General features: G+C 55.6%; 14 protein-coding genes. 7 read left to right on the top strand and 7 right to left on the bottom strand.

The window, feature by feature from the left end:
* Window positions 1-20: 20 nt before the first annotated feature.
* From F6V25_RS15410 to F6V25_RS15435, 6 genes are all read right to left on the bottom strand, one after another.
* Window positions 21-602, bottom strand: coding sequence for a superoxide dismutase (locus tag F6V25_RS15410; RefSeq protein WP_151129511.1), 582 nt, complete (start codon window positions 600-602; stop codon window positions 21-23).
* 82 nt (window positions 603-684) lie between these two features.
* Entirely contained in the window at window positions 685-1,023 is a 339-nt protein-coding gene (locus tag F6V25_RS15415; protein WP_191966228.1) for an STAS domain-containing protein, read from the bottom strand.
* A gap of 180 nt (window positions 1,024-1,203) precedes the next feature.
* Window positions 1,204-1,674 carry a CHRD domain-containing protein gene (locus F6V25_RS15420; protein ID WP_151129513.1) on the bottom strand — a complete coding sequence of 157 codons (471 nt, stop codon included), beginning with the start codon at window positions 1,672-1,674 and terminating at the stop codon, window positions 1,204-1,206.
* A gap of 107 nt (window positions 1,675-1,781) precedes the next feature.
* On the bottom strand, window positions 1,782-1,973 hold the full coding sequence (locus F6V25_RS15425) for a Thivi_2564 family membrane protein (protein WP_151129514.1): 192 nt from the start codon (window positions 1,971-1,973) through the stop codon (window positions 1,782-1,784).
* Window positions 1,974-2,243: 270 nt separating this feature from the next.
* A complete protein-coding gene (locus F6V25_RS15430; RefSeq protein WP_151129515.1) occupies window positions 2,244-3,965 on the bottom strand; it encodes a sigma-54 interaction domain-containing protein in 1,722 nt (573 codons plus the stop codon).
* Between the two features lie 2 nt (window positions 3,966-3,967).
* Complete coding sequence (locus F6V25_RS15435) at window positions 3,968-6,607, bottom strand: chemotaxis protein CheB (RefSeq protein WP_151129516.1); 2,640 nt, start codon at window positions 6,605-6,607, stop codon at window positions 3,968-3,970.
* 456 nt (window positions 6,608-7,063) lie between these two features.
* On the opposite strand from F6V25_RS15435, the gene F6V25_RS15440 reads away from it, so the two are divergent.
* From F6V25_RS15440 to F6V25_RS15465, 6 genes are all read left to right on the top strand, one after another.
* Window positions 7,064-8,335: an alpha/beta hydrolase gene (locus F6V25_RS15440; RefSeq protein WP_218043561.1), complete on the top strand. Its 1,272-nt coding sequence runs from the start codon at window positions 7,064-7,066 to the stop codon at window positions 8,333-8,335.
* 16 nt (window positions 8,336-8,351) lie between these two features.
* A complete protein-coding gene (locus tag F6V25_RS15445; protein WP_151129517.1) occupies window positions 8,352-9,137 on the top strand; it encodes an MlaA family lipoprotein in 786 nt (261 codons plus the stop codon).
* An 82-nt stretch (window positions 9,138-9,219) separates the two neighbouring features.
* Window positions 9,220-11,694 carry an AMP-binding protein gene (locus tag F6V25_RS15450; protein WP_151129518.1) on the top strand — a complete coding sequence of 825 codons (2,475 nt, stop codon included), beginning with the start codon at window positions 9,220-9,222 and terminating at the stop codon, window positions 11,692-11,694.
* Window positions 11,695-11,896: 202 nt separating this feature from the next.
* Window positions 11,897-13,138 (top strand): spinster family MFS transporter, encoded by a 1,242-nt coding sequence (locus tag F6V25_RS15455; RefSeq protein WP_151129519.1) that lies wholly within the window; start codon window positions 11,897-11,899, stop codon window positions 13,136-13,138.
* Window positions 13,139-13,276: 138 nt separating this feature from the next.
* Window positions 13,277-14,317, top strand: coding sequence for a hypothetical protein (locus tag F6V25_RS15460; RefSeq protein WP_151129520.1), 1,041 nt, complete (start codon window positions 13,277-13,279; stop codon window positions 14,315-14,317).
* A complete protein-coding gene (locus F6V25_RS15465) occupies window positions 14,314-15,243 on the top strand; it encodes a DUF6268 family outer membrane beta-barrel protein (RefSeq protein ID WP_151129521.1) in 930 nt (309 codons plus the stop codon). The genes F6V25_RS15460 and F6V25_RS15465 overlap by 4 nt, the downstream gene beginning before the upstream one ends.
* A gap of 725 nt (window positions 15,244-15,968) precedes the next feature.
* On the opposite strand, the gene F6V25_RS15470 is transcribed toward F6V25_RS15465, so the two are convergent.
* The gene (locus F6V25_RS15470; RefSeq protein WP_151129522.1) at window positions 15,969-18,383 is read right to left on the bottom strand and encodes a methyl-accepting chemotaxis protein; all 2,415 of its coding nucleotides are present in this window, start codon (window positions 18,381-18,383) and stop codon (window positions 15,969-15,971) included.
* Between the two features lie 226 nt (window positions 18,384-18,609).
* Here F6V25_RS15470 and F6V25_RS15475 point away from each other — a divergent pair.
* A protein-coding gene (locus F6V25_RS15475; protein WP_151129523.1) for an IS3 family transposase occupies window positions 18,610-19,724 on the top strand; the annotation gives its coding sequence in 2 pieces (ribosomal slippage) (window positions 18,610-18,871 and window positions 18,871-19,724; 1,116 coding nt in all).
* Window positions 19,725-19,770 lie beyond the last annotated feature (46 nt).

Consider the following 19,770-nt stretch of genomic DNA (forward strand, 5'->3'; position numbering starts at 1 on the left):
TCGTAGCCCTTCAAAACTGTCTATTTAAACCGTTTCTCAACCGATTCCCAGTTGATGTTATTGAAAAACGCCTCGATATAATCGGCCCGTTTCAAGCCAAAATCAAGCATGAAAGCATGTTCAAAAACATCCATGACCAGTATCGGCATGCAGCCCGTCGGATGCCCCGCATCATGCTCGTTGATCCAGAGGTTTAAGAGCCTGCCGCTGACAGTATCCTGGTACAGGACCGCCCAGCCAATCCCGCGCATGGCTCCCACAGCCCTGAAATCCTTTTGCCATGCCTCGATACTGCCAAAATCATCGATCTTCTTGCGTGCAAGTCGACTGTTTTTGATGTCGACTACCCCATTGCCGCCCAGTGCATCAAAGTAATATTCGTGGAGCCGCATGCCGTTAAATTCCCAACCGAATCGGCGTTTCACCTCTGCAAACTCGGGGGTGGTGGTCTTGTCCTCTTTCAGCATCTGTTCCAGGATTTCCAGTACCTTGTTGGTATTGGTCACATACCCCTGATAGAGGGTGAAGTGGTTTTTCAGCAGTGCCTCGCTGAAACCCGGCATTCCGATAAGTTTTGAATAGTCTTTTGCCGTGTAGGCCATGATGTTTTCGCCTTTCTTGGGGTAAAGCTGAGAAAATGAAAAAACGGCCGACTTGTATTTTGGTAACTCCTTTTGTTGCAGTTCAAGCCCGGGTATTCTGCTCTGGCATGTCGGCAGCCCCCTCTGGAGTTCCGTCCCGAAACAGAACGGATTTTAAATATTCATGCAAATTTTCGGGGCAATTGACCAGCACCGGTTCCGTTCCCCGTAATCTCAAACAGTGCAGCCAAACCGAGAGGATTTGCTGACCGGTTGCATCAATAGCGTTTACCTGCCGGCAATCCACTTGAAGCCTTTTCACGCTGCGAACTTCCAATTGCTGTAGGGCAACGGCCAAAGAATCAAGAGTGCCTTGCGTCACTTCGAAAATTATCCAGTCGCCTTCCAGATGAGCCTCGGCGCCCGATATATTGATTTTCATACACGATCCCTTCTCGTCTCGTCTCGTGGTGCACGATAATAGATCGGACAATACGGCAATACGAGGCATGCAACTATGCTGTCCCGGCAGGGGGCGGACAGCATAGTTGCCGTCATGTCGAGGCATGTAGCATTGCAGGAAATCGCCTTGAACATCCCGGGGCCTGATGATGTTAAGGTTTTACTTGATTTGTCCCCGGATCTCACCATTAGGGTGAGCGTCGGTATGGACATTGACGTAGATCTTTCCCGACTTGATAAGCTGCACCAAGTCATCGAGCGATTTGCCCATGAGGTCGCCGGTCAGGTTTTCAGCCGTAATGGTTCCCTCTGACAGGTTGCCGCTGAACTTCCCTTCCTTTTTCGGCCCGGTGAAAAGGTTTGCCACCGGCGGGCCGCTCTCACCTTTTATGCCAAGATGGATGTGTGCAGCATTGGGATTTTCAATGTTTTTCACCTTCAGCTTGTAGCTCAGTTCCTTGTCGGCGCTGTTCAGCTTGAACGTGATCTCGCCCTTTGCCTTTGTCTTGATGCTCGGCACCTCGTCTTTCCCCGTGAGTTTGGCGTGGAAACTCTTGTCTGCGGCGAATCCGACCGAGACGGTCAAGATAGTGGCCAGAACCATGAACAACAACAATTTTGCCTTGATCATTTCTTCTTCTCCTTTTCATTCGTTAATTGGTTGGCTCATGCCAACCAGAACCATTTTCACCCTGCCCCAGATGCCTGCCCCCGATTGGGCGGGAATCTTCAGACACGTCATTTTCCGATGCGAATCGCCGCGAGGTTTCCTATGAGTCCGAAGACACTCAAGAGCCATATAATCACGCAAATGACGACGATGGCATTCAAAATTTTCTTTATGGTAGCCTGCATCGGAATGTAGCTGTTGATCACCCACAGGATCACCCCAACGACAACCAAAACAATTACTACTTGGATCAGTGGCATAAGTTGCCTCCTTTTGAGCGTATGCATGTGCCCACAGACGAATCGGGCAAATTGCTCATAATCGACTCAGAAGGAACATCGCAACTAACGTGCCGGAGAAAACATTTGGATACGGGACATGCAAGTACTTGATTTCGAATGGTAGAGGGTGGAGAGATGGCTGATGGATGGGAGGATGAACGCCGGAGCCATCCATCATATTTAGCATAACTGCCATATATGATGGACCACGTTAGCGGCTGACCGGGGCAGGTAGTACGCAGTCTTACGTTATTGCCTGAGGATGCCGAATTTCCTCATCCGGGCGCGAAGCGTGCTGGCGTTGAGGCCGAGGAGCGTCGCCGCCCCGTTCTTTCCCTCGATGCGCCAACCGGTTTTCTGGAGCACCTGGAGGATGTGGTCGTGTTCCAGATCGGCGAGGGCTTTGATCTCCTGCCCTTGTATCTCACCTTGTTTCCGAAACGTATCGAAGCGGTCCACCACCTGGAGTGCGTTCCCCTGGCTGGTGATTACCGCACGTTCGATGACATTTTCCAGCTCCCGCACGTTGCCGGGCCAGTGGTATCCCTGGAGGGCGGCCATGGTCTCCTTTGATACGGCCTCTATCCTTTTGCCCATCTTCTTGTTGAATTTGGCAATGAAATGATTGACGAGCAGCGGGATGTCTTCCGTGCGCTGCCGGAGCGGCGGGATGGTGATGGGGAACACATTGAGCCGGTAGAACAGGTCTTCCCGAAACCTGCCGTTCTTGATCTCTTCTTCCAGATTCCGGTTGCTGGCCGCGATGATCCGGACATTGGTCTTGATGGTGCGGGGGCTGCCCAACCGCTCGAATTCCCCCTCCTGAATGACCCGGAGCAGCTTGCTTTGCAACTCCAGCGGCATCTCGCCAATTTCGTCGAGGAAAATGGTGCCGCCGTCGGCCAGCTCGAAGCGCCCCATCTGCCGGGCGTGGGCTCCGGTAAAGGCGCCCTTCTCCCGCCCGAAGAGTTCGCTTTCGATGAGGTTCGCCGGCAGCGACGTGCAGTTGACCGTTATCATCGCCCGGTCCTTGCGGGCGCTGTGGCTGTGGATGGTGCGGGCGACCACCCCCTTGCCGGTGCCGGTCTCGCCAAGGAGAAGCACCGTCGCGTCCATGGGTGCAACCTGTTCGACCCGGAAGAAGACATACGATATGGCGTCGCTTTGGCCGATGATATCGCCAAAATTATTGCCCTGGGATGCCTCCTGCTGCAGGTAGATGTTCTCGGCCTGGAGCCGGTCCTTCAGCTGTTTTATTTCCGCATAGGCATCCTGGAGCGACGCTTCCGACTTCTTGCGTTCGTCTATCTCCTCCGTGAGCTGTTCATTGGCCCTGACCAACTCACCGGTTCGCTCACCTATGATGACCTCCAGGTTGTCGTGCGCCTTTTTCAGCTCCGCTTCCAGTTGTTTGCGGACCGTGCCGTCAACGATGGAGGTAAGGATGCAACCGGCCTTGTTTTCAATGGCGACGGCGACGCTCTGAAGTTGCCCCTGGATCACCGCACCGTCTTTTCCCGTAAGGCCGATCTCGCAGCGCAGCATCACCTGCCGTTGCATGACCAATTGGAGGTGATTGGAAAAAATCGCCCTTCCGTCCGCATCGGCAATAAAACTGATAAACGGCTTATTGACCAGTTGTCGCTTCTCCATCCCCAGCAGTCTGGCTCCGGTGAGGTTTACCTCCCGAATCACCCCGTAGGCGTCGAAAGTGAAATAGCCGACAGGAGCATAGTCATAGAGTTCGGCATACTTGTCCCGCGACAGCTCAAGCTCGTCCTGGGCCCCGCGTAACTCGGCATTCTGCATCTCCAGTTCGATCTGGTGGACCTCCAGCTCATGGTCGCGCCTCTGCATCTCCACCTCGCTCCGTGGCGAATGCACTCCATCCGGTTTCGCCTGCAACCGCTCTTCGGCATGGCGACGCAGTTCGGCGGCAGTCGACGTTTTTTTGTCCTTAGTGGTTGCCATCGTCAGCCTCCCGCCTTTAGCAGAGCCGCGAGCCGCGCATTCTCGGCGCGCAGTTCGGTCTCGGACCGCTTGAAAGCGGTTATGTCCGCAAAGGTGATCACCACGCCGCCGATCACGTCCGCCATGGTGCGGTAGGGCATGATGCGCACCGAAAACCAGCGCCCGTCGGTGGCGGCGATCTGCTTCTCCGAAAAGACCAGCGTCCGCAGCACCTCCTGCGCCTCATCCATCATGCCGGGATAGCACAGGTCGCTGGCGATGTCGCTGAGCGGCCGCCCCACATCGCCCGGGAGGAGTTTGAAGAGCTTGTCCGCGCCGCTGGTGAAGCGTCGGACATGGAGTTTGCCGTCCAGGAACACGGTGACGATCTCCGTGCTGTTGAGCAGGTTCCTCATGTCGTCGTTCACCCGCGCAAGATCGTCCATTTTGGACTGCTGTTCGGCATTGACCGTCTGCAACTCCTCGTTCAGGGACTGCATCTCTTCCCGGGAGGTGGTCAACTCTTCGTTGGTGGATTGCAGCTCCTCGTTGGTGGATTGCAACTCCTCATTGGTGGATTTGAGTTCTTCCTGGGAGGATTGCATCTCCTCGCGGGTCGTCTGGAGCGCTTCGCGCAGTTGCTGAAGTTCCTGTTCCAACTCCGCAACCCGGGAACTGCCGGCGGTCGCGGCCCTGGAGCGTCCCGGCGTTTTTTTCTCCTGAGGTGGCGCCACGTCGTTGAAAACGATCATCACCATACCCCGCAGCGCCTCGGGCTCTTCGATCGCCCGGACCGTGATATCGACGTTCTGGGAGCCGCCGCCCACCTCGACCTTGAGCCCCGCGACAACGATCGCCTCTTTTTGGCGCAGCGCCTTCTGGAAGGCGGTGCCCAGATCGAAGCGGAGCCCTTCGCGGGCCATGGCGAAGATATTCCAGTTGGCCTTGCCGGCCGCCGGCTCCAGATATTTGCCGGTCCGGCCGCTGATATAAAGGATATCGCCCTTGTCGTTGGTCAGCACGGCAGGCGGGGAAAAGTGCTGAAGGAGCAGTTGGTCGGCAAGGGATTGGAGATTGGCGGCGGGTTTCGGCATCATTAGTTCCTTGTGCGCTCCCGGTTCCAGGTGCGTGAATGTGGCGGGAAACGCGAGCGGTTCGGTGCGCAGGACGGATTCGCGCCGCCGGAAGAGTCTCGACTTGATGTTCAGCGCTGCGAAGAGGTCGGTGTAGGTGCTGATGCTTTCCGCGCTCCCCAAAAACAGGACCCCGTCCGGGTTCAGGCTGTAGTGGAAGAGCGGCAGGACTCTCTTTTGCAGCTCCGGCGTCAGGTAGATGAGAAGGTTGCGGCAGATGAGGATGTCCAGCTTGGTAAAGGGAGGGTCCATGATGAGGTTCTGGGTGGCGAAGGTGACCATCTCGCAGATCTCCTTGCCGACCCGGTAACCGTTTCCCTCCTTGATGAAAAAGCGGCGCAACCGTTCAGGGGAGACATCGGCGGCGATGTTGTCGGGATAGAACCCCTGGCGGGCCTTGTCGATGGCATCCCGGTCCAGGTCGGTGGCAAAGATCTGCAGTTTGAAGTTCTCTGCGGGTCCGACCAGCTCCAGTGTTTCCTTGAAGGCAATGGCCAGGGAATACGCCTCTTCGCCGGTCGAGCAGCCAGCCGACCAGGCCCGCAGCGTCCCGTTGGCAGGGCGGGCCGCCAGGAGCGCCGGAAGGACCGCGCCCTGCAACTGCTCCCAGGCCGCCGGGTCGCGGAAAAAACTGGTCACGCCGATCAGAAGTTCCTTGAAGAGCAGTTCCACCTCCTGGGGGTTCTCCTGAAGGTAGCGGACGTAGGCGGCGATCCTGTCGATCTGGTGAATGCCCATGCGCCGTTCGATGCGGCGGTAGACGGTGCTCCTCTTGTACATCGAGAAGTCATGGCCGGTCTTGGTCCGCAGCAGTATCAGGACCTTCTCCAGGGCGCTTTGGTCCTTCTCCTCCAGCGGGAGTTCGGCCTTGGAGATGAGGAGGACATGGCGAAGATAGTCGTCGATCTTTCCGGGCAATTCCTCGGCCGGGGCCACCAGATCGGCCAGCCCGGCATCGATGGCGCTCCTGGGCATGCTGTCGAATTTTGCCGAGGAGGGCTCCTGCACCAGCGCCAGTCCCGCCTTTTCCTTGATGGCCCGCAGCCCCATCGTGCCGTCGGAACCCATGCCGGAGAGAATCACGCCGATGCTCTGTTCCTGCCGGTCTTCGGCCAGGGATCGGAGGAAAAAATCGATGGGGAGGCGCAGGCCCCGGGGAGCCGTCGGCTCGAACAGGTACAGTGTGCCGTGCATAATGGACATATCCCTGTTGGGGGGGATCACGTAGACGCAGTTCGGTTTGACCCGCATCCGGTCCCTGACCTGGAACACCGCCATCCCGGTGGCACGCTGGAGTAGTTCGGGCATGATCCCCTTGTGGGTCGGGTCCAGGTGTTGGATGATGACGAAGGCCATGGCGCTGTTTGCCGGAACACGCCCCAGGAACTGTTCCAAAGCCTCCAGCCCGCCGGCCGAAGCGCCGATGCCCACGATGGGGAACAGGGGGCGTTCCTGTTGGGAAGGGGTGGCTGTTGGAGCGGTTACGGCCGTTTTCTTAACGCTTTTTGCCGGGCTGGGTTGTTTTTTCATAATATGTGAGTATATCAGCTATTTCATTAAATGCACCAACAAGGTAGATGAACAACAAATCAGTGCGGAGCGGCTAAAGCCGGGTGATCACGAAAAAACCGATAGCGTCCCCCAATTCCCTTGGGATAGCCCGACCGGATGCTACGCCGCTCTGTCAGATGGTCGAGTTCCCCTACAACGAATTCCTTCATATGTGGCGGTTCCGCCAAATGTTGCGGTTGACCTCAGCATTCCGCACATCCCTGGTCCGCTTCTCATGGGCTAATATTCCGTTATTAAAGGACAAGTCCAGTCCTGTGATTCTTTTGGTTCTTGGCAGGCTCCTTGCGTTTACCTGCTGGTCTGGATACGCTCATCTCACCCATTGGTGAGGAAATCATCATGGAGACCATAAATGAACGTGATCGGAATCACGGTAATCATCGTTCCCGCTGAAAATGCACTGGAGGCATCCGCATGACGCACCTGAGACTGCTGTTCATCGTCTGCCTCGTCCTGTTGCCCGTGTCGGGCCTTGCTGCGGACGACGGCTACGGCTACCCGATCACCGGCTCCTATGAGGCGTCTATCATCGGCACCCCGGCAAACCTCATTCCCGAGTTTCCCGCAAAGATGAACGTGAGGCAACTCGTACTCGATGTCTTCCCGGATCGGAAGAAGCCGCCGATCTTTTTTTACGACAAGGGGCTGCGCTGCATCTTCGCCTACCAGAAACAGAAGGCTCCGCTGATCTTTCTGATCGGCGGCGCCGGAGCCAACGAACAGACCCCCAGGCTTTTGACCATGGCGAAGGCTTTCTACCAGGCCGGCTTCCACGTCATCACCCTGCCATCGCCGACCCTTGCGAATTTTATCATCTCCGCCTCCCAAAATAGCGTTCCCGGAGATCTGACCGAGGATGCGGTCGATCTGTACCGGGTGATGGAGACCGCCTGGAAACGGGTCAAAGGGGACGTCGAGGTCACCTCTTTCAATCTGTGCGGCTATAGCCTGGGGGCCAGCGAGTCCGCCTTCGTGGCCAAGCTGGACGAGGAGCGCCTGGTCTTCAATTTCCGTAAGGTGCTCATGATCAATCCCCCGGTAAGCCTCTACAATTCGGTGACCAGGATCGAGGATATGCTGAAGCAGATCCCCGGAGGCCCCAAGAAACAAGGCTACTTTTTCAACAGGATGTTGACCAAGTCCAGCCAGTTCTATCGCTATGGCAATTTCATCGCCATCAACGAAGACTTTCTCTACTCGATCTACGCGGAGAAGCTGTTCTCCACCTCGGAAACCGCCGGGCTGATCGGGCTTTCCTACCGCATCGGCATGGCCGGCATGATCTTTTCCTCCGACGTGATGACCAACAGCGGCTACGTCGTGCCCAAGAACCGGGTGCTGACTCCCACGGATTCCATTTTCGACTATTTCCTTGTCTCTACCCATCTGAGTTTCTTCGACTATTTCAACGAATACTTCTTTCCCCACTTCCAAAAACAGCGGCCGGGGCTCACCAAACAAGCGCTCATCGACTCCCTGAGCCTTAAGAGCATCGAGGGATACCTGACGTCGTCCGCCAAGTTCGGCGTGATGACCAACGAGAACGACTTCATCCTGACCAAGGCGGAACTTGGCTACCTGCGGCAACTCTTCGGCGAGCGGGCCAAGATCTACCCGCGCGGCGGGCATCTGGGCAACCTGGAATATAAAGATAACCTGGCCTATATGACCGCATTTTTCAAATGATAAGGGGGATGCTGTGATGACTGTCATCCGATATCAGATATGCCGGGCAATCACCAGCCTGGTGCTTGCGCTGTCTCTTGCCGGGTGTGCTGCAACCGGGGCGAATACCCGGGCCGAGGTGCCGCCGATGCATTCTATCGACGCAGTCAAGGACCAGCGTTTCGCCGAGGTCGGTGACCCCTGGGAAGGGTTCAACCGGAGCATGTACCGCTTCAACTTCTACTTCGACAAATATCTGTTCCTCCCGGTGGTTACCGGCTACGAGTTCATCACCCCCACCTTTCTCCAGAAACGGATCTCCAGCTTCTACAACAACATCGGAGAGGTCAAGAGTCTCACCAACAGCCTGTTCCAGCTCAAGGGGGTCGAGTCCGCGACAACGCTGGGCCGGTTCGTGACCAACAGTACCCTGGGGCTTGGCGGCCTGTTCGATCCGGCCACCTCGTTCGGCCTGGAGCGGCACGACGAGGATTTCGGCAAGACCCTTGGCTACTGGGGGGTGGATTCCGGGCCCTACCTGGTGCTGCCGATCTTCGGCCCGTCGTCCGTGCGCGACGCGGGAGGGCTCGCCGTGGACACCGGCATCACGTACGGGATCTACACGGCGATCGATCCGTTCGGCAACGTCAACGACGGGTTCATCTATGATTACGGTATCGTGGCTCTGGACGAGATCGATGCGCGACATCAGCAGAGTTTTCGCTACTATGAGAGCGGCTATCCCTTCGAGTACTACATGGTTCGCTTCTTCTACCATGAGAAACGGGAAATCGAGGCCGGCAAGCCGCTTGCCACGGAGTAATGGGAGGCGGCAGTACGTATTTGGGCTCTCTCGTTGGGTCTGAATAGATACCAATGGTGCGTCATTGATCGAAGGAGTATCTATGCGGACATTGATCGACCTGTTCGGGACGTTCGGGGCCCTGGGCGATAAGACCGCCTTCGTGAACCGCACCGGTGTGCGGCGGCTCGTGGTTTCCTACCGGGAATTCCACGACCTCGCCCTGAGGATGGCCAACCTCCTGGCACAAAAGGGCGTGGTCCCGGGGGACCGGGTGCTCATCTGGGGCCCCAACTCCTCCTGGTGGGCGGTCGCCTACTGGGGGATCGTCGTGCGCGGCGCAATCGCCGTCCCGGTGGACTTCATGTCCGATTCGGCACGTGCGGATTCCATCCGCAACCTCACGAACGCCACGATCGTTCTGCAGAGCCGGTTCAAGGCCGAACGAATGACCACTGCCGCATCTCTACTGCTGGAAGACCTTCCGTACCTGCTGGAAGACGTTCAGCCGATAGGGGAGATCGCTTCCGCCGCACCGGATGATACGGCGCAACTCATCTATACGTCAGGTACGACCGGCACCCCCAAAGGCGTCATCCTCAGCCATAAAAACCTGATCGCCAACCTGACCCAGATAAACACGCAGGTGCCGATCATCACCTCCCGGTTCACCTTCCTCTCCCTGCTCCCCTTATCCCACATGTTCGAGCAGATGGGCGGCCTCTTCACGCCACTCTACCACGGAGCGGCCATCGTGTACCTGCGCACCCTCAAACCCTCAGCGATCATGGATGCGCTGGGGGAGGAAGACATCTACGTCATCATGTCCGTCCCCCGCCTCATGCAACTGCTCAAAACGACCATAGAACGGGAACTGGAGGAAAAACACCTCTTGGGGCTGTTCCGGTCCCTGGCGCGGCTCGCGGCAAGCTTTCCGAAGGAGGTCCGCCGGACCCTTTTCTTCCCGGTGCAGAAGAAGTTCGGCCGTAATTTCACCGTCTTCGTCTCCGGCGGCGCCCCCCTTGAGCCGGAGGTCTTCACGTTCTGGAGCAACATGGGGTTCACGGTCCTTGAGGGGTATGGCCTCACCGAGACCTCGCCCGTGCTCTGCGTCAACACCATGGAGCGCCAGGTGGCGGGTGCGGTCGGGCCGCCTCTGCCGGGTGTCCAGGTGAAGATCGAGGGGAAGGAGGTCCTGGCGCGCGGGGACAACATCTTTCCCGGCTACTATGAGAACGAGCAGGCCAGCCGGGACGCCTTCACGAGCGACGGCTGGTTTCGGACCGGCGACCTCGGGGAGATCGGCCCGGACGGTTGGCTGGTCATCAAGGGGAGGGAGAAGGAACTCATCGTCACCGGTTCGGGGGTCAACGTCTACCCCGACGAGCTGGAAGCGGTGCTGAACAAGGTCCCTGGGGTGAAGGAGTCGTGCGTCATCGGTGTCGAGAGGGGCGGCGGGGAAGAGGTGCACGCCGTACTGCTCCTGGACGGAAGCGGCAAAGCCCCTGAAGCAATCATCGGCCAGGCCAACAAGAGCCTGGACACGCTACAGAGGATCACCGGCTACACCATCTGGAACGAACCGGAATTCCCTAAAACCACGACGCTCAAGATCAAAAAATTTGCGGTGAAGGAGGCGCTCAAAAAGGGCGTGGAGGGGGGCGAAGCAACCGCCAGCCGGGACAGCCTGCTCAACCTGCTCGCCAAGGTGACCGGCACCGGCACCGCGCAAATCCGCGAAGAATCGCTGCTCGTGACCGACCTGGGGCTTACCTCCATCGACCGGCTGGAATTGGTCAGTTTTCTGGAGCAGGAATACCGCCTCGATATCGATGACTCCCAGATCGGGCCGCAGACGCGCGTCTCGGACCTGCGCCAGATCATTACAAAACGGGAAAAAACGACCCGGCACGACCACTTCCGGCTCTGGACGAATACCAGCTTCTTTCAGGGGGTGCGGAGGGTATGGGACGCCCTGGTCCACTACCCCCTATTCCGAAGCTTCGCAACCCTTGAGGTGCGGGGCGGGGATAAGCTGGAAAAACTGGATGGCCCGGTGTTTTTCGTGGCCAACCACCTTAGCTACCTGGACCAGCCTGCCGTCATGTTCGCGCTTCCCCCGAAGATCCGTCCGAAATGCGCCACCGCCGCCTGGGCGGAATTTTTTTTCGGAGATTACCATGGGTTTGATCGAATCTGGAGGCGCTTGAGCTACGAGTACGCCACCGTGCTGTTCAACCTCTTCCCCCTGTCCCAATCCCAGGGATTCAGCGGCTCCCTCGGATATATGGGGAAGCTCGCAGATGCCGGCATCAACATCCTGATCTTCCCCGAAGGGGAGCATTCCAGGGACGGTAAACTGCATGACTTCCAAATGGGGCTGGGTATCATGGTCAAGGAGTTGGGGATTCCGGTCGTGCCCATAAAGATCAGCGGGACCGATCAGGTCCTTCCCCACGAGGCGCGTTTCCCCAAACGGGGCGCGGTGACGGTAACCTTCGGTGAGCCGCTGCGGTTTCGCTACGAGGAGCCGGCAGACATCGTGAAAATGACGCGCCAAGCGGTGATGGACCTCTGAAGCAGAAACTGAAAAGCGCTCGCCACGGAGGGCACAGAGGAAAAGCGGAGAGAACAAAACGAATGGATTCAGGTTTACCCCCCGAATCTGTAAAATATTGGTTTTGGGTTTCCTCCGCGAACCTCCGCGTCCTCCGTGGTTGATATTTTTGATTTTGCGCTTACAATCACCGGGTTGCCAGCTCTCTCAGAGGATACGCCGTATGGACGCCCAGCCGATCTCGCTCACCTATCGCCGCTACGCCTTGGGGCTCCTTTTGGCGGTGAACCTGCTTAACTACATCGACCGTCAGGTGCTCTTCGCGGTCTTCCCCCTGATCAAGATCGATCTGCGCCTCTCCGATACGGCGTTGGGGTTTCTCGGGAGCGCCTTCATGCTCAGCTACCTGCTCTTCGCTCCGCTCTTCGGCTGGCTCGGCGACCATTGGAGCCGGACCAGACTTGCCGCCGGAGGCCTGGTTGTCTGGAGCATGGCCACGGCCCTGGCCGGTTTTGCCCCCGGCTACCGGACCCTGCTGGGCGCCCGCGCCACCGTCGGGATCGGTGAGGCGAGTTTCGGTACGGTATCGCCCGGGCTTATCGCCGATTTTTTCTCCAAGGAACGCCGCGGCCGGGTCCTGGCGTGGTTCTATGTCGCCATTCCGGTCGGCAGCGCGTTGGGCTATCTCCTCGGCGGGGTCTTGGGACAGCGGTACGGCTGGCATACCGCATTTTTGCTGGTTGGTATACCGGGCCTGCTGTTGGCCATTCCCATCGCACTGTTGCGCACCCCGCCCCGCGGCGGCGACGACGCATCCCTGCGGGCCGCGCACGGAAAGGTCTCCGGAGGCTACGCCGCCCTGTACAAAAACCGCTCGTTCGTCTGCAACACCCTCGCCATGGCGGCCATGACCTTCGCCATCGGGGGGCTTGCCCAGTGGATCCCCTCGTTCCTGTACCGCACCCATTCCCTCGACGTGGCACGGGGAAATACGCTGTTCGGAGCAACCACGGTGCTGGCCGGGATACTGGGCACCATGGCCGGCGGCTGGCTCGGCGATTTCTGGCAAAAAAGGAGCGGCAAGGGATATCTGCTCATCTCTGGCTGGGGATTCCTCATCGGCGCCCCATTCGCCGCCTGGGCCATCCTCGCTCCCGGCCTGACCGGCTGCATGACCGCAATCTTCATCGCCGAGTTTTTTCTCTTTCTCAATACCGGGCCGCTCAATACCGTCACCATCAACGTCACCAACCCGGCTATCCGCGCCATGGCCTTTGCGGTCAATATCTTCTTCATCCACGCCCTGGGCGATGCGGTTTCTCCCTCCGTCCTCGGCTGGCTGTCCGACCAGTGGGGGTTGCGCAGCGCCCTCCTGATCACCCCGGGCGTCATGGTGCTGGCCGGCCTCTTCTGTTTCATCTGCGGCAGGTTCGTGGTGCAGGATATGGCTCAAGCCGAGGGATGACGACTACAGGAGCGGCAACAATCGGCATTCATACTTTAGTCTCCCGATTTGCAGATCCGACATTCTGAGGTACGTTTTTAAAGAGAGGCAAGAACCGCCGTTGGGTTGATTTTAACGGAAATCTTTAGAGGGCCCTACATGAAGCCGTTATCTACCTTCTTTATCATTTTGTTATGCTGCGCCGTGGCGGCAACGGCTCCGGCGCAGACCTCAGATCCGTTGGACAATTTGAAAAAGTTCAGCAATTTCCAAAAAATTGATGTAAAGCGCTTGCTGGGGGGCGAAATACTCAGCCAGCGCGGCCCTCTGATGGATTTTCCCAACGGCATTTCGACGCAGATATGTTTTTTTCTCCCCATGTCTCCGGAGGAGGTGTTCAGACGGCAACAGACCTGGGACCCGACCCGCTGTGCGCCCCTGAAGGTATATGCGTCAGGCGGGCTGAGCAATCCCTGCAAACCCAGTGAATTCAAAAAACTTCGTCTCGACCCCGGTAACTATCCGGTCAAGTGGCTGTTGGAAAAGACCCTGACGACCGCTTCCGGCAAGCTGGAACTGAACCTGACCCGTTCCGAAGCGCATGAACTTGCCGCCTGCGTCAAAATGGATCGCTCCCCCGCTTCCATCGGCTCCTGTTGGGCCAAACTGTTGTTTGCGCGTACCGCTGCCTTCCAGCTCAATGGGCTTGGCGGCGTCCTGCCGTACGAGGCCGAGGGTGAATTTCTGTCCCCTACCGTACAAATTCGCACAATGCTTCAGGAGCAGGCCAAGATTACCCAGGAATTCGCCCCGATTCTGCATAAAACCGGAATATTGAACGATGGTGCCAAAACGTCCTCTCTCCTGCCCCTGTACAACTGGAGTTTTTTCGAAGCCAACCACCATGCCACTCTCAATCTCGGAGCGGTTTATCAACTGGCCGTCGGAGACCATTATCAACTTTTGGACATCAGTTACTATGCCAGCAGTACCTATTACGCAGCCGCCACTCTCTATGAGATCTGGCCGTTCCACGATGGGAAGAAAACCGGCGCCCTCGTCTGGCGTGGCGACTTTCTTGCCGCCCCGACACTGAGATACACGAAAGGTATCGAACGGATCGCATACGGCGCCATCATGATCCAGGAGATCAAGAAGGAGATCCGTTGCTTTCAGGATGATGTAAGGACCAAGCCATGAGTCGGAAATTCGGAAACGTTCGGGTGGCCATGCAACGCGTCTTCGGCAGCACCTTCATACTGCCCGCGCTGCTGGTAGTGATGCTGGCCGCGCCCCCCAGGTCCATGGCCGGTGCATCGATGGCCGTATCTCATGAACTTGATCTTGAACTGGGATATGCGGGTAGAGCCGTAACCCTTCAGGATGGCCGGCATGTCGGCTCCATCGACGAACTTGCTACTGACGTTAAATATGTCATCTCGCCGCAAATCACCGATAACCTGCTCTTGCGGGTTGGAGCGGAATGGGAGCGATTTGCCTTCGACACTTCTCCAACCGGTGCGCTGCCTGATATTTTACAGCATGCCAGTGCGGTCGTGGGTTTTGACTACCAACTGGCCGACCAATGGCTCATGCGCACTGAAATACAGCCTGGTATTTACGGTAGTTTGGCTCAAATCGGTTGGCGAAACGTTGACGCGCCCCTCTTTATGGGGGCGGTCTATCTGAAAGACGCCGATCTGCAATGGTTCTTCGGTCTGCGCATTGATCTCCGGAGCCAATACCCCGTGTTTCCCGCGCTTGGTGTCCGCTGGAAATTCACCGATGTCTGGACCTTGAACTTCCAATTACCGAAGCCTCGACTGGAGTATGACGTGAACGACGATCTTCAGGCATACCTGGGGGCGGGCGTCAAGGCCGGAACGTTCGTGGTCGGAGAACATTTCGGGGATAACCATGGCATTCCTGCGCTCAACAACGCCACGGTCGATTACACCGATGTACACCTGGGTCCCGGCTTTGCGTGGAAGGTCCTCCCTACCCTGACGCTTGAGGCTGAAGGTGGATACATGGTCTACCGCGCATGGGATTTTTTCGACAAGCACGTAAAGTTGGACAGCCACCCGGCACCGTACTTTCAACTATCTTGTCACGCCAGGTTCTGAACGCCATACCTGATCCGGTTTTTCTGAAATTCCAGGTTGTATCCCAGGTATTCACGGGATTCCGGTGTCATTAGCAATGGCAAAGAGTCCGTGTTGGCAATCCGTCGCACACGGGGATGACGCGCGGCCCTAACGTGGTAGCAGCGGAAAGCTGTTACGTCTATGGTCTGCAAACGAGGGTGATAGGATGACCCCCGACTACCTGCGAAAGCCGGGGCAAAAAGAAAGGAATCCCGGAGGATTCCTTGATGTCAGATGGAGCGGGACACGGGATTGGAAGCCACTTTTTGACAGACGTCCCCCAAGCAGTTCCTGTGATAAAATACCAATATATCAAATATATAAATTACTTAAACCTTATTTCTCGGCTGATTTTAGTATGCAGGCGTTCAGCAAAATGCATTAAAAGCCAAGCTTTTTGTCAAAGTTTAGTCAAAGTCTTTGTGCCAGTCGTTATTATGATTTCGAGTCCGCGCTGGCTTCCCAATAATGGCTGTTCTGAGAACTGGACATTGTTGATGACTCCACCGTAATTTTGGGGGTGCTAAAACGGATGGAACTATCACCGGCTTGTCAAGGTGATCGTCAGGACCAAGGGAGGGGTGATTGCCGGGCGCAATTCTGCATTATGACCGATTCAAGGAACAACTGCGCCCGTCGCAGGCATAATGAGCACCGCTACGCCATGGTGTAATGTCGAGTAGTCAGTAAAGTGGCAGTGGCCATTACAGCCGAAACCATTTGGCGGTGTCATTTAGATCAGAGGCTGTGGCGGCAAGATTTTCAGATGACTGCTTGACGTCAACAAAAGTACTTTTAATCTGTCTGGCGGTATCAGATATTGTATTCATCACCCTCGAAATATCATCTGATGTTGCGGACTGCTGCTGGGCAGCAACGGCGATCCTGCCGACCATGCCGGTAATCTTATCCATGTTTTCAACAATCTCGTCTATGGACTGTACCGATTCATTGACGATATTTACAACCTGGTCCACTGAAGAACTCTCTTCCCGAATGAGTTTGACAGCCGTGTCGACACCGGCGTTCATGGATGATACGTTTTCCACGATCTCGTCCGTCGCTTCAGAGGTCCTGGCTGCAAGTTTACGCACTTCATCGGCAACCACGGCAAAACCGCGGCCCTGCTCTCCGGCCCTGGCGGCCTCAATTGCAGCGTTCAGCGCCAGCAGATTGGTCTGGTCCGCAATGTCATTGATAAGCGCGACAATGCCGGTAATTTTTTCCGACCGAGTTCCGAGTGTCTCCACCTCTTTTGCCGAGGATTTAGTTGTCTCGGCAAATCGTTGGAGATAACTGACTGCGGTATGCATCCTGTCTCGGCCACGGTTGGCGGCTTCTCGCATTGATGCTGCAGTGTCTGCCGTTTCGTTGGCATTATTGGACACATCGTTGATGGTCTGGGACATCTCGGTCATGGCAACAGCAGACTGTTCGATACGCTCGGTCTGTTTTCCCGTGCTATTCTCAAGTGTACGCGCCGTGGATGAGAGTTCCTCCGAGCTACCTGCCAGGGCATCTGTCGCCACCCCGATCTTTTTGGCAATATTCTGGAGACTGCCTGCCATGGTGGCCATTTCTTTCTGGACCTGACCGATCTCGTCATTGTTTTCCGCAGATATGGTACAGTTCAGATTACCGGAAGCTATTTCACGGGTAGTGGTAATAAGCCTGGAAAGAGGATGGGCGATTGCCCGGTACATCCATATTCCGAAAATGATGCCAGAAAAGACCGCAAGCACACCTATGGTAAGGATCAAACCAAGGCTCTTGCGGATCATGGAGTTAACGGCGGCGATCGATTTTTCCTGTTCCCCCTGCGCCACGCTCGATGTTTGTCTACTTTTCAGAGCTTGCTGCATGACAATATTTCGGAGCTTCGCCGATTCCTGAGACGCTACTTCCTGCATTGCCAGCCTGTTTTTCAACTTCGGGACGATACCGTCTTTGGTGGTGAGACTCGCGTAGACGCCATCCAATGCAGACGTCGTTCTATTCAGCACCGCGAGCTCTTTCGCAGCGTTAAGCTTCTTTAAATTTTTTTGAAGCTCTGCCTCCGCCTTATGGATTTTGGCGTACTGCGCTGTTATGGTCGTCAAAGTCACATCTATTTCTTTTCCCGTGGCAGCAGTAAACAGCCTTGTTACAAGCCCATCGACCGATGCCCCATACGCCAGCAGCTCGGAATTACTGGCAAGTGCACTCACCGTAATGTTTGATTGCACAAACGAATTTCCGTTTTTGCCTGTTATATCTCCTACTTTCTCGCTGATATTGTCTATTTCATTATCAAGGGAACCGATTATTCCATCCATTTTGTCCAGAATACCGTCGATTAACACGTCAGCTTTATTATTCCCTGCCAATCGCAATACAAAATATTCGTCCAACTTTGTGGACAGGTTTGCTATTGCGGCCTTAAGTTTTGGATTTCCGCGCACATTGCCATTTTGTAGCAGACGGTCGATATGTCCTTTCACTTCTCCTTTGTAGCCCTTAGCGTTGCCTCGTTGCGATTGAAAGCAGAGAACCATGGTATCTTTAAGCTGTGTCTTGGCCATTTCGAGGCTAGTGAGCTTGTCGGCCAAGGAGTTTCTGCCTTCAACGAATGTTACGTATGTGGCTGAACGCGAAACTTGCAGGGACTTTACCAGGCCGTCAAGTTCCTTGAGTTTGGCGATGGCTTCATTCAGGTGCTGTGTTGTTGTCTTTGCTGCGTTGTTGGCTTCTTCCTGGGATGTGATGCTAGCCGTTACCGTTTCGACAAGCCGATTGAAAATACCTTCCAACTCCGAATACGTTTCAAACTTCTCACCGGACATCGACTCAATTGTCGTTTGAGAGCTTTTTACGGTTTCAAGTGATTTTGATGCTTCCGTCCTGGCATCATCAAGTTCCTTTTTGCCCCTTGATGTGCTCACTTTTACCAGGTCGGCGGTAGCTGCCTGGATAGATCGTTCATATTCCACTGTCCTGAGTTGGTATGGTGTGCTTTTTTCCGTAAGATAAGCCAGCTTCCCCTTTATAAAGGTCATACTAACGTAGCAGGCTACTGATATCACAATTGAAATACCGGCAACAATCGCAACATTCAGAAAAAGCTTGGTTTTGATTTTCATGTATCCTCACACAAACAGCGTAATCAGGATGCGTTGCCACGTATCGCTTAATCATACTTAAATCAAATTATTCAAATATGTTATTAGACCGTTTTTTAAATATTGTCAAACATTGGAAGTCCTCTATCAAATCATGCTTTCAATTTGCATGCTCCCGTAAACTCCCCCTGAATTGAGACATTCCCAAAGTAGAGCTTTCTGGCATTATTGAAGCCAGGAGGTTCAAATGAAAGGATCACGATTTACCGGAACCCAGATCATTTCGATTCTCAGAGAAACTGAAGCCGGAATGCTTGTTAAGGATGTCTGCCGTAAGCATGGCATCGGCGACGCGACCTACTACAATTGGAAATCAAAGTATGGCGGTATGTCTGCTTCCGATCTCAAGCGGATGAAGGAGATGGAAGCCGAACTGAGCCGTCTCAAACGCATGCATGCTGACATGGCCCTTGAGAATCACGCTTCGGAAGACCTGATCGAAAAAAAGCTCTGAGGCCGCCCGAGAAGCGAGATGCTGCAATCTATCTCGTCGCTGAACACAGGCTGTCCGTGCAGCGTAGTTGCCGTTGTATCGGACTCTCTCGTGCGGCTTACTACCGAGTTCCGGTTTACGCCTCTGAAACGGATCATGACGTCATCAAGGCTCTTAATGCCCTTGTTGAACGCCACCCTCGCTGGGGCTTCTGGAAATGTTTCAAAGCCTTGCGGCGGCTTGGCCAGCTATGGAATCATAAACGGGTGTACCGCGTTTATTGCACCCTTCAGCTTAACCAGAAGCGCAGGACCAAGAAGAGGTTGCCACAGCGCATCAAACAGCCCCTGCTCGTGCCACAGCAACCGAACCAGACATGGTCGGCAGACTTTGTGAGCGATGCACTCTATGCCGGAAGGCGGTTCAGAACATTCAACGTCAGTGATGATTTCAACCGTGAATGCCTGGCCGTGGAAATCGATACATCTCTTACCGGCACAAGACTGGTCCGTGTGTTTGGGCGGCTACGCCCTGAGCGGGGCCTTCCCAATGTCCTGCGAGCGGACAATGGCCCTGAGTTCCTAAGCGGCGACTTTGTTGCCTGGGCTGAAACGAATGGGATGGCTATTCAGTACATTCAGCCAGGAGAACCGAACCAGAACGCCTATATCGAGCGATTCAACCGCACGTATCGAGAAGAACTGCTTTCAATGTATCTTTTCAACAATCTCAGCGAGGTACGGGAAGAGACTTACTGGTGGCGGAACGATTACAATGAGCTGCGGCCGCATGATTCTCTGGGAGACATGACGCCAGCCGAATACATGGGAAACGGCACCAGAAACTCTGCTTTAAATCTGTCTACTTGACAGGGAAGCTTACGATACCGCACCAAATTGCGGAAGCCCCTGCCAT

This window comes from Oryzomonas japonica (assembly GCF_008802365.1).
Taxonomy (GTDB): Bacteria; Desulfobacterota; Desulfuromonadia; order Geobacterales; family Pseudopelobacteraceae; genus Oryzomonas; species Oryzomonas japonica.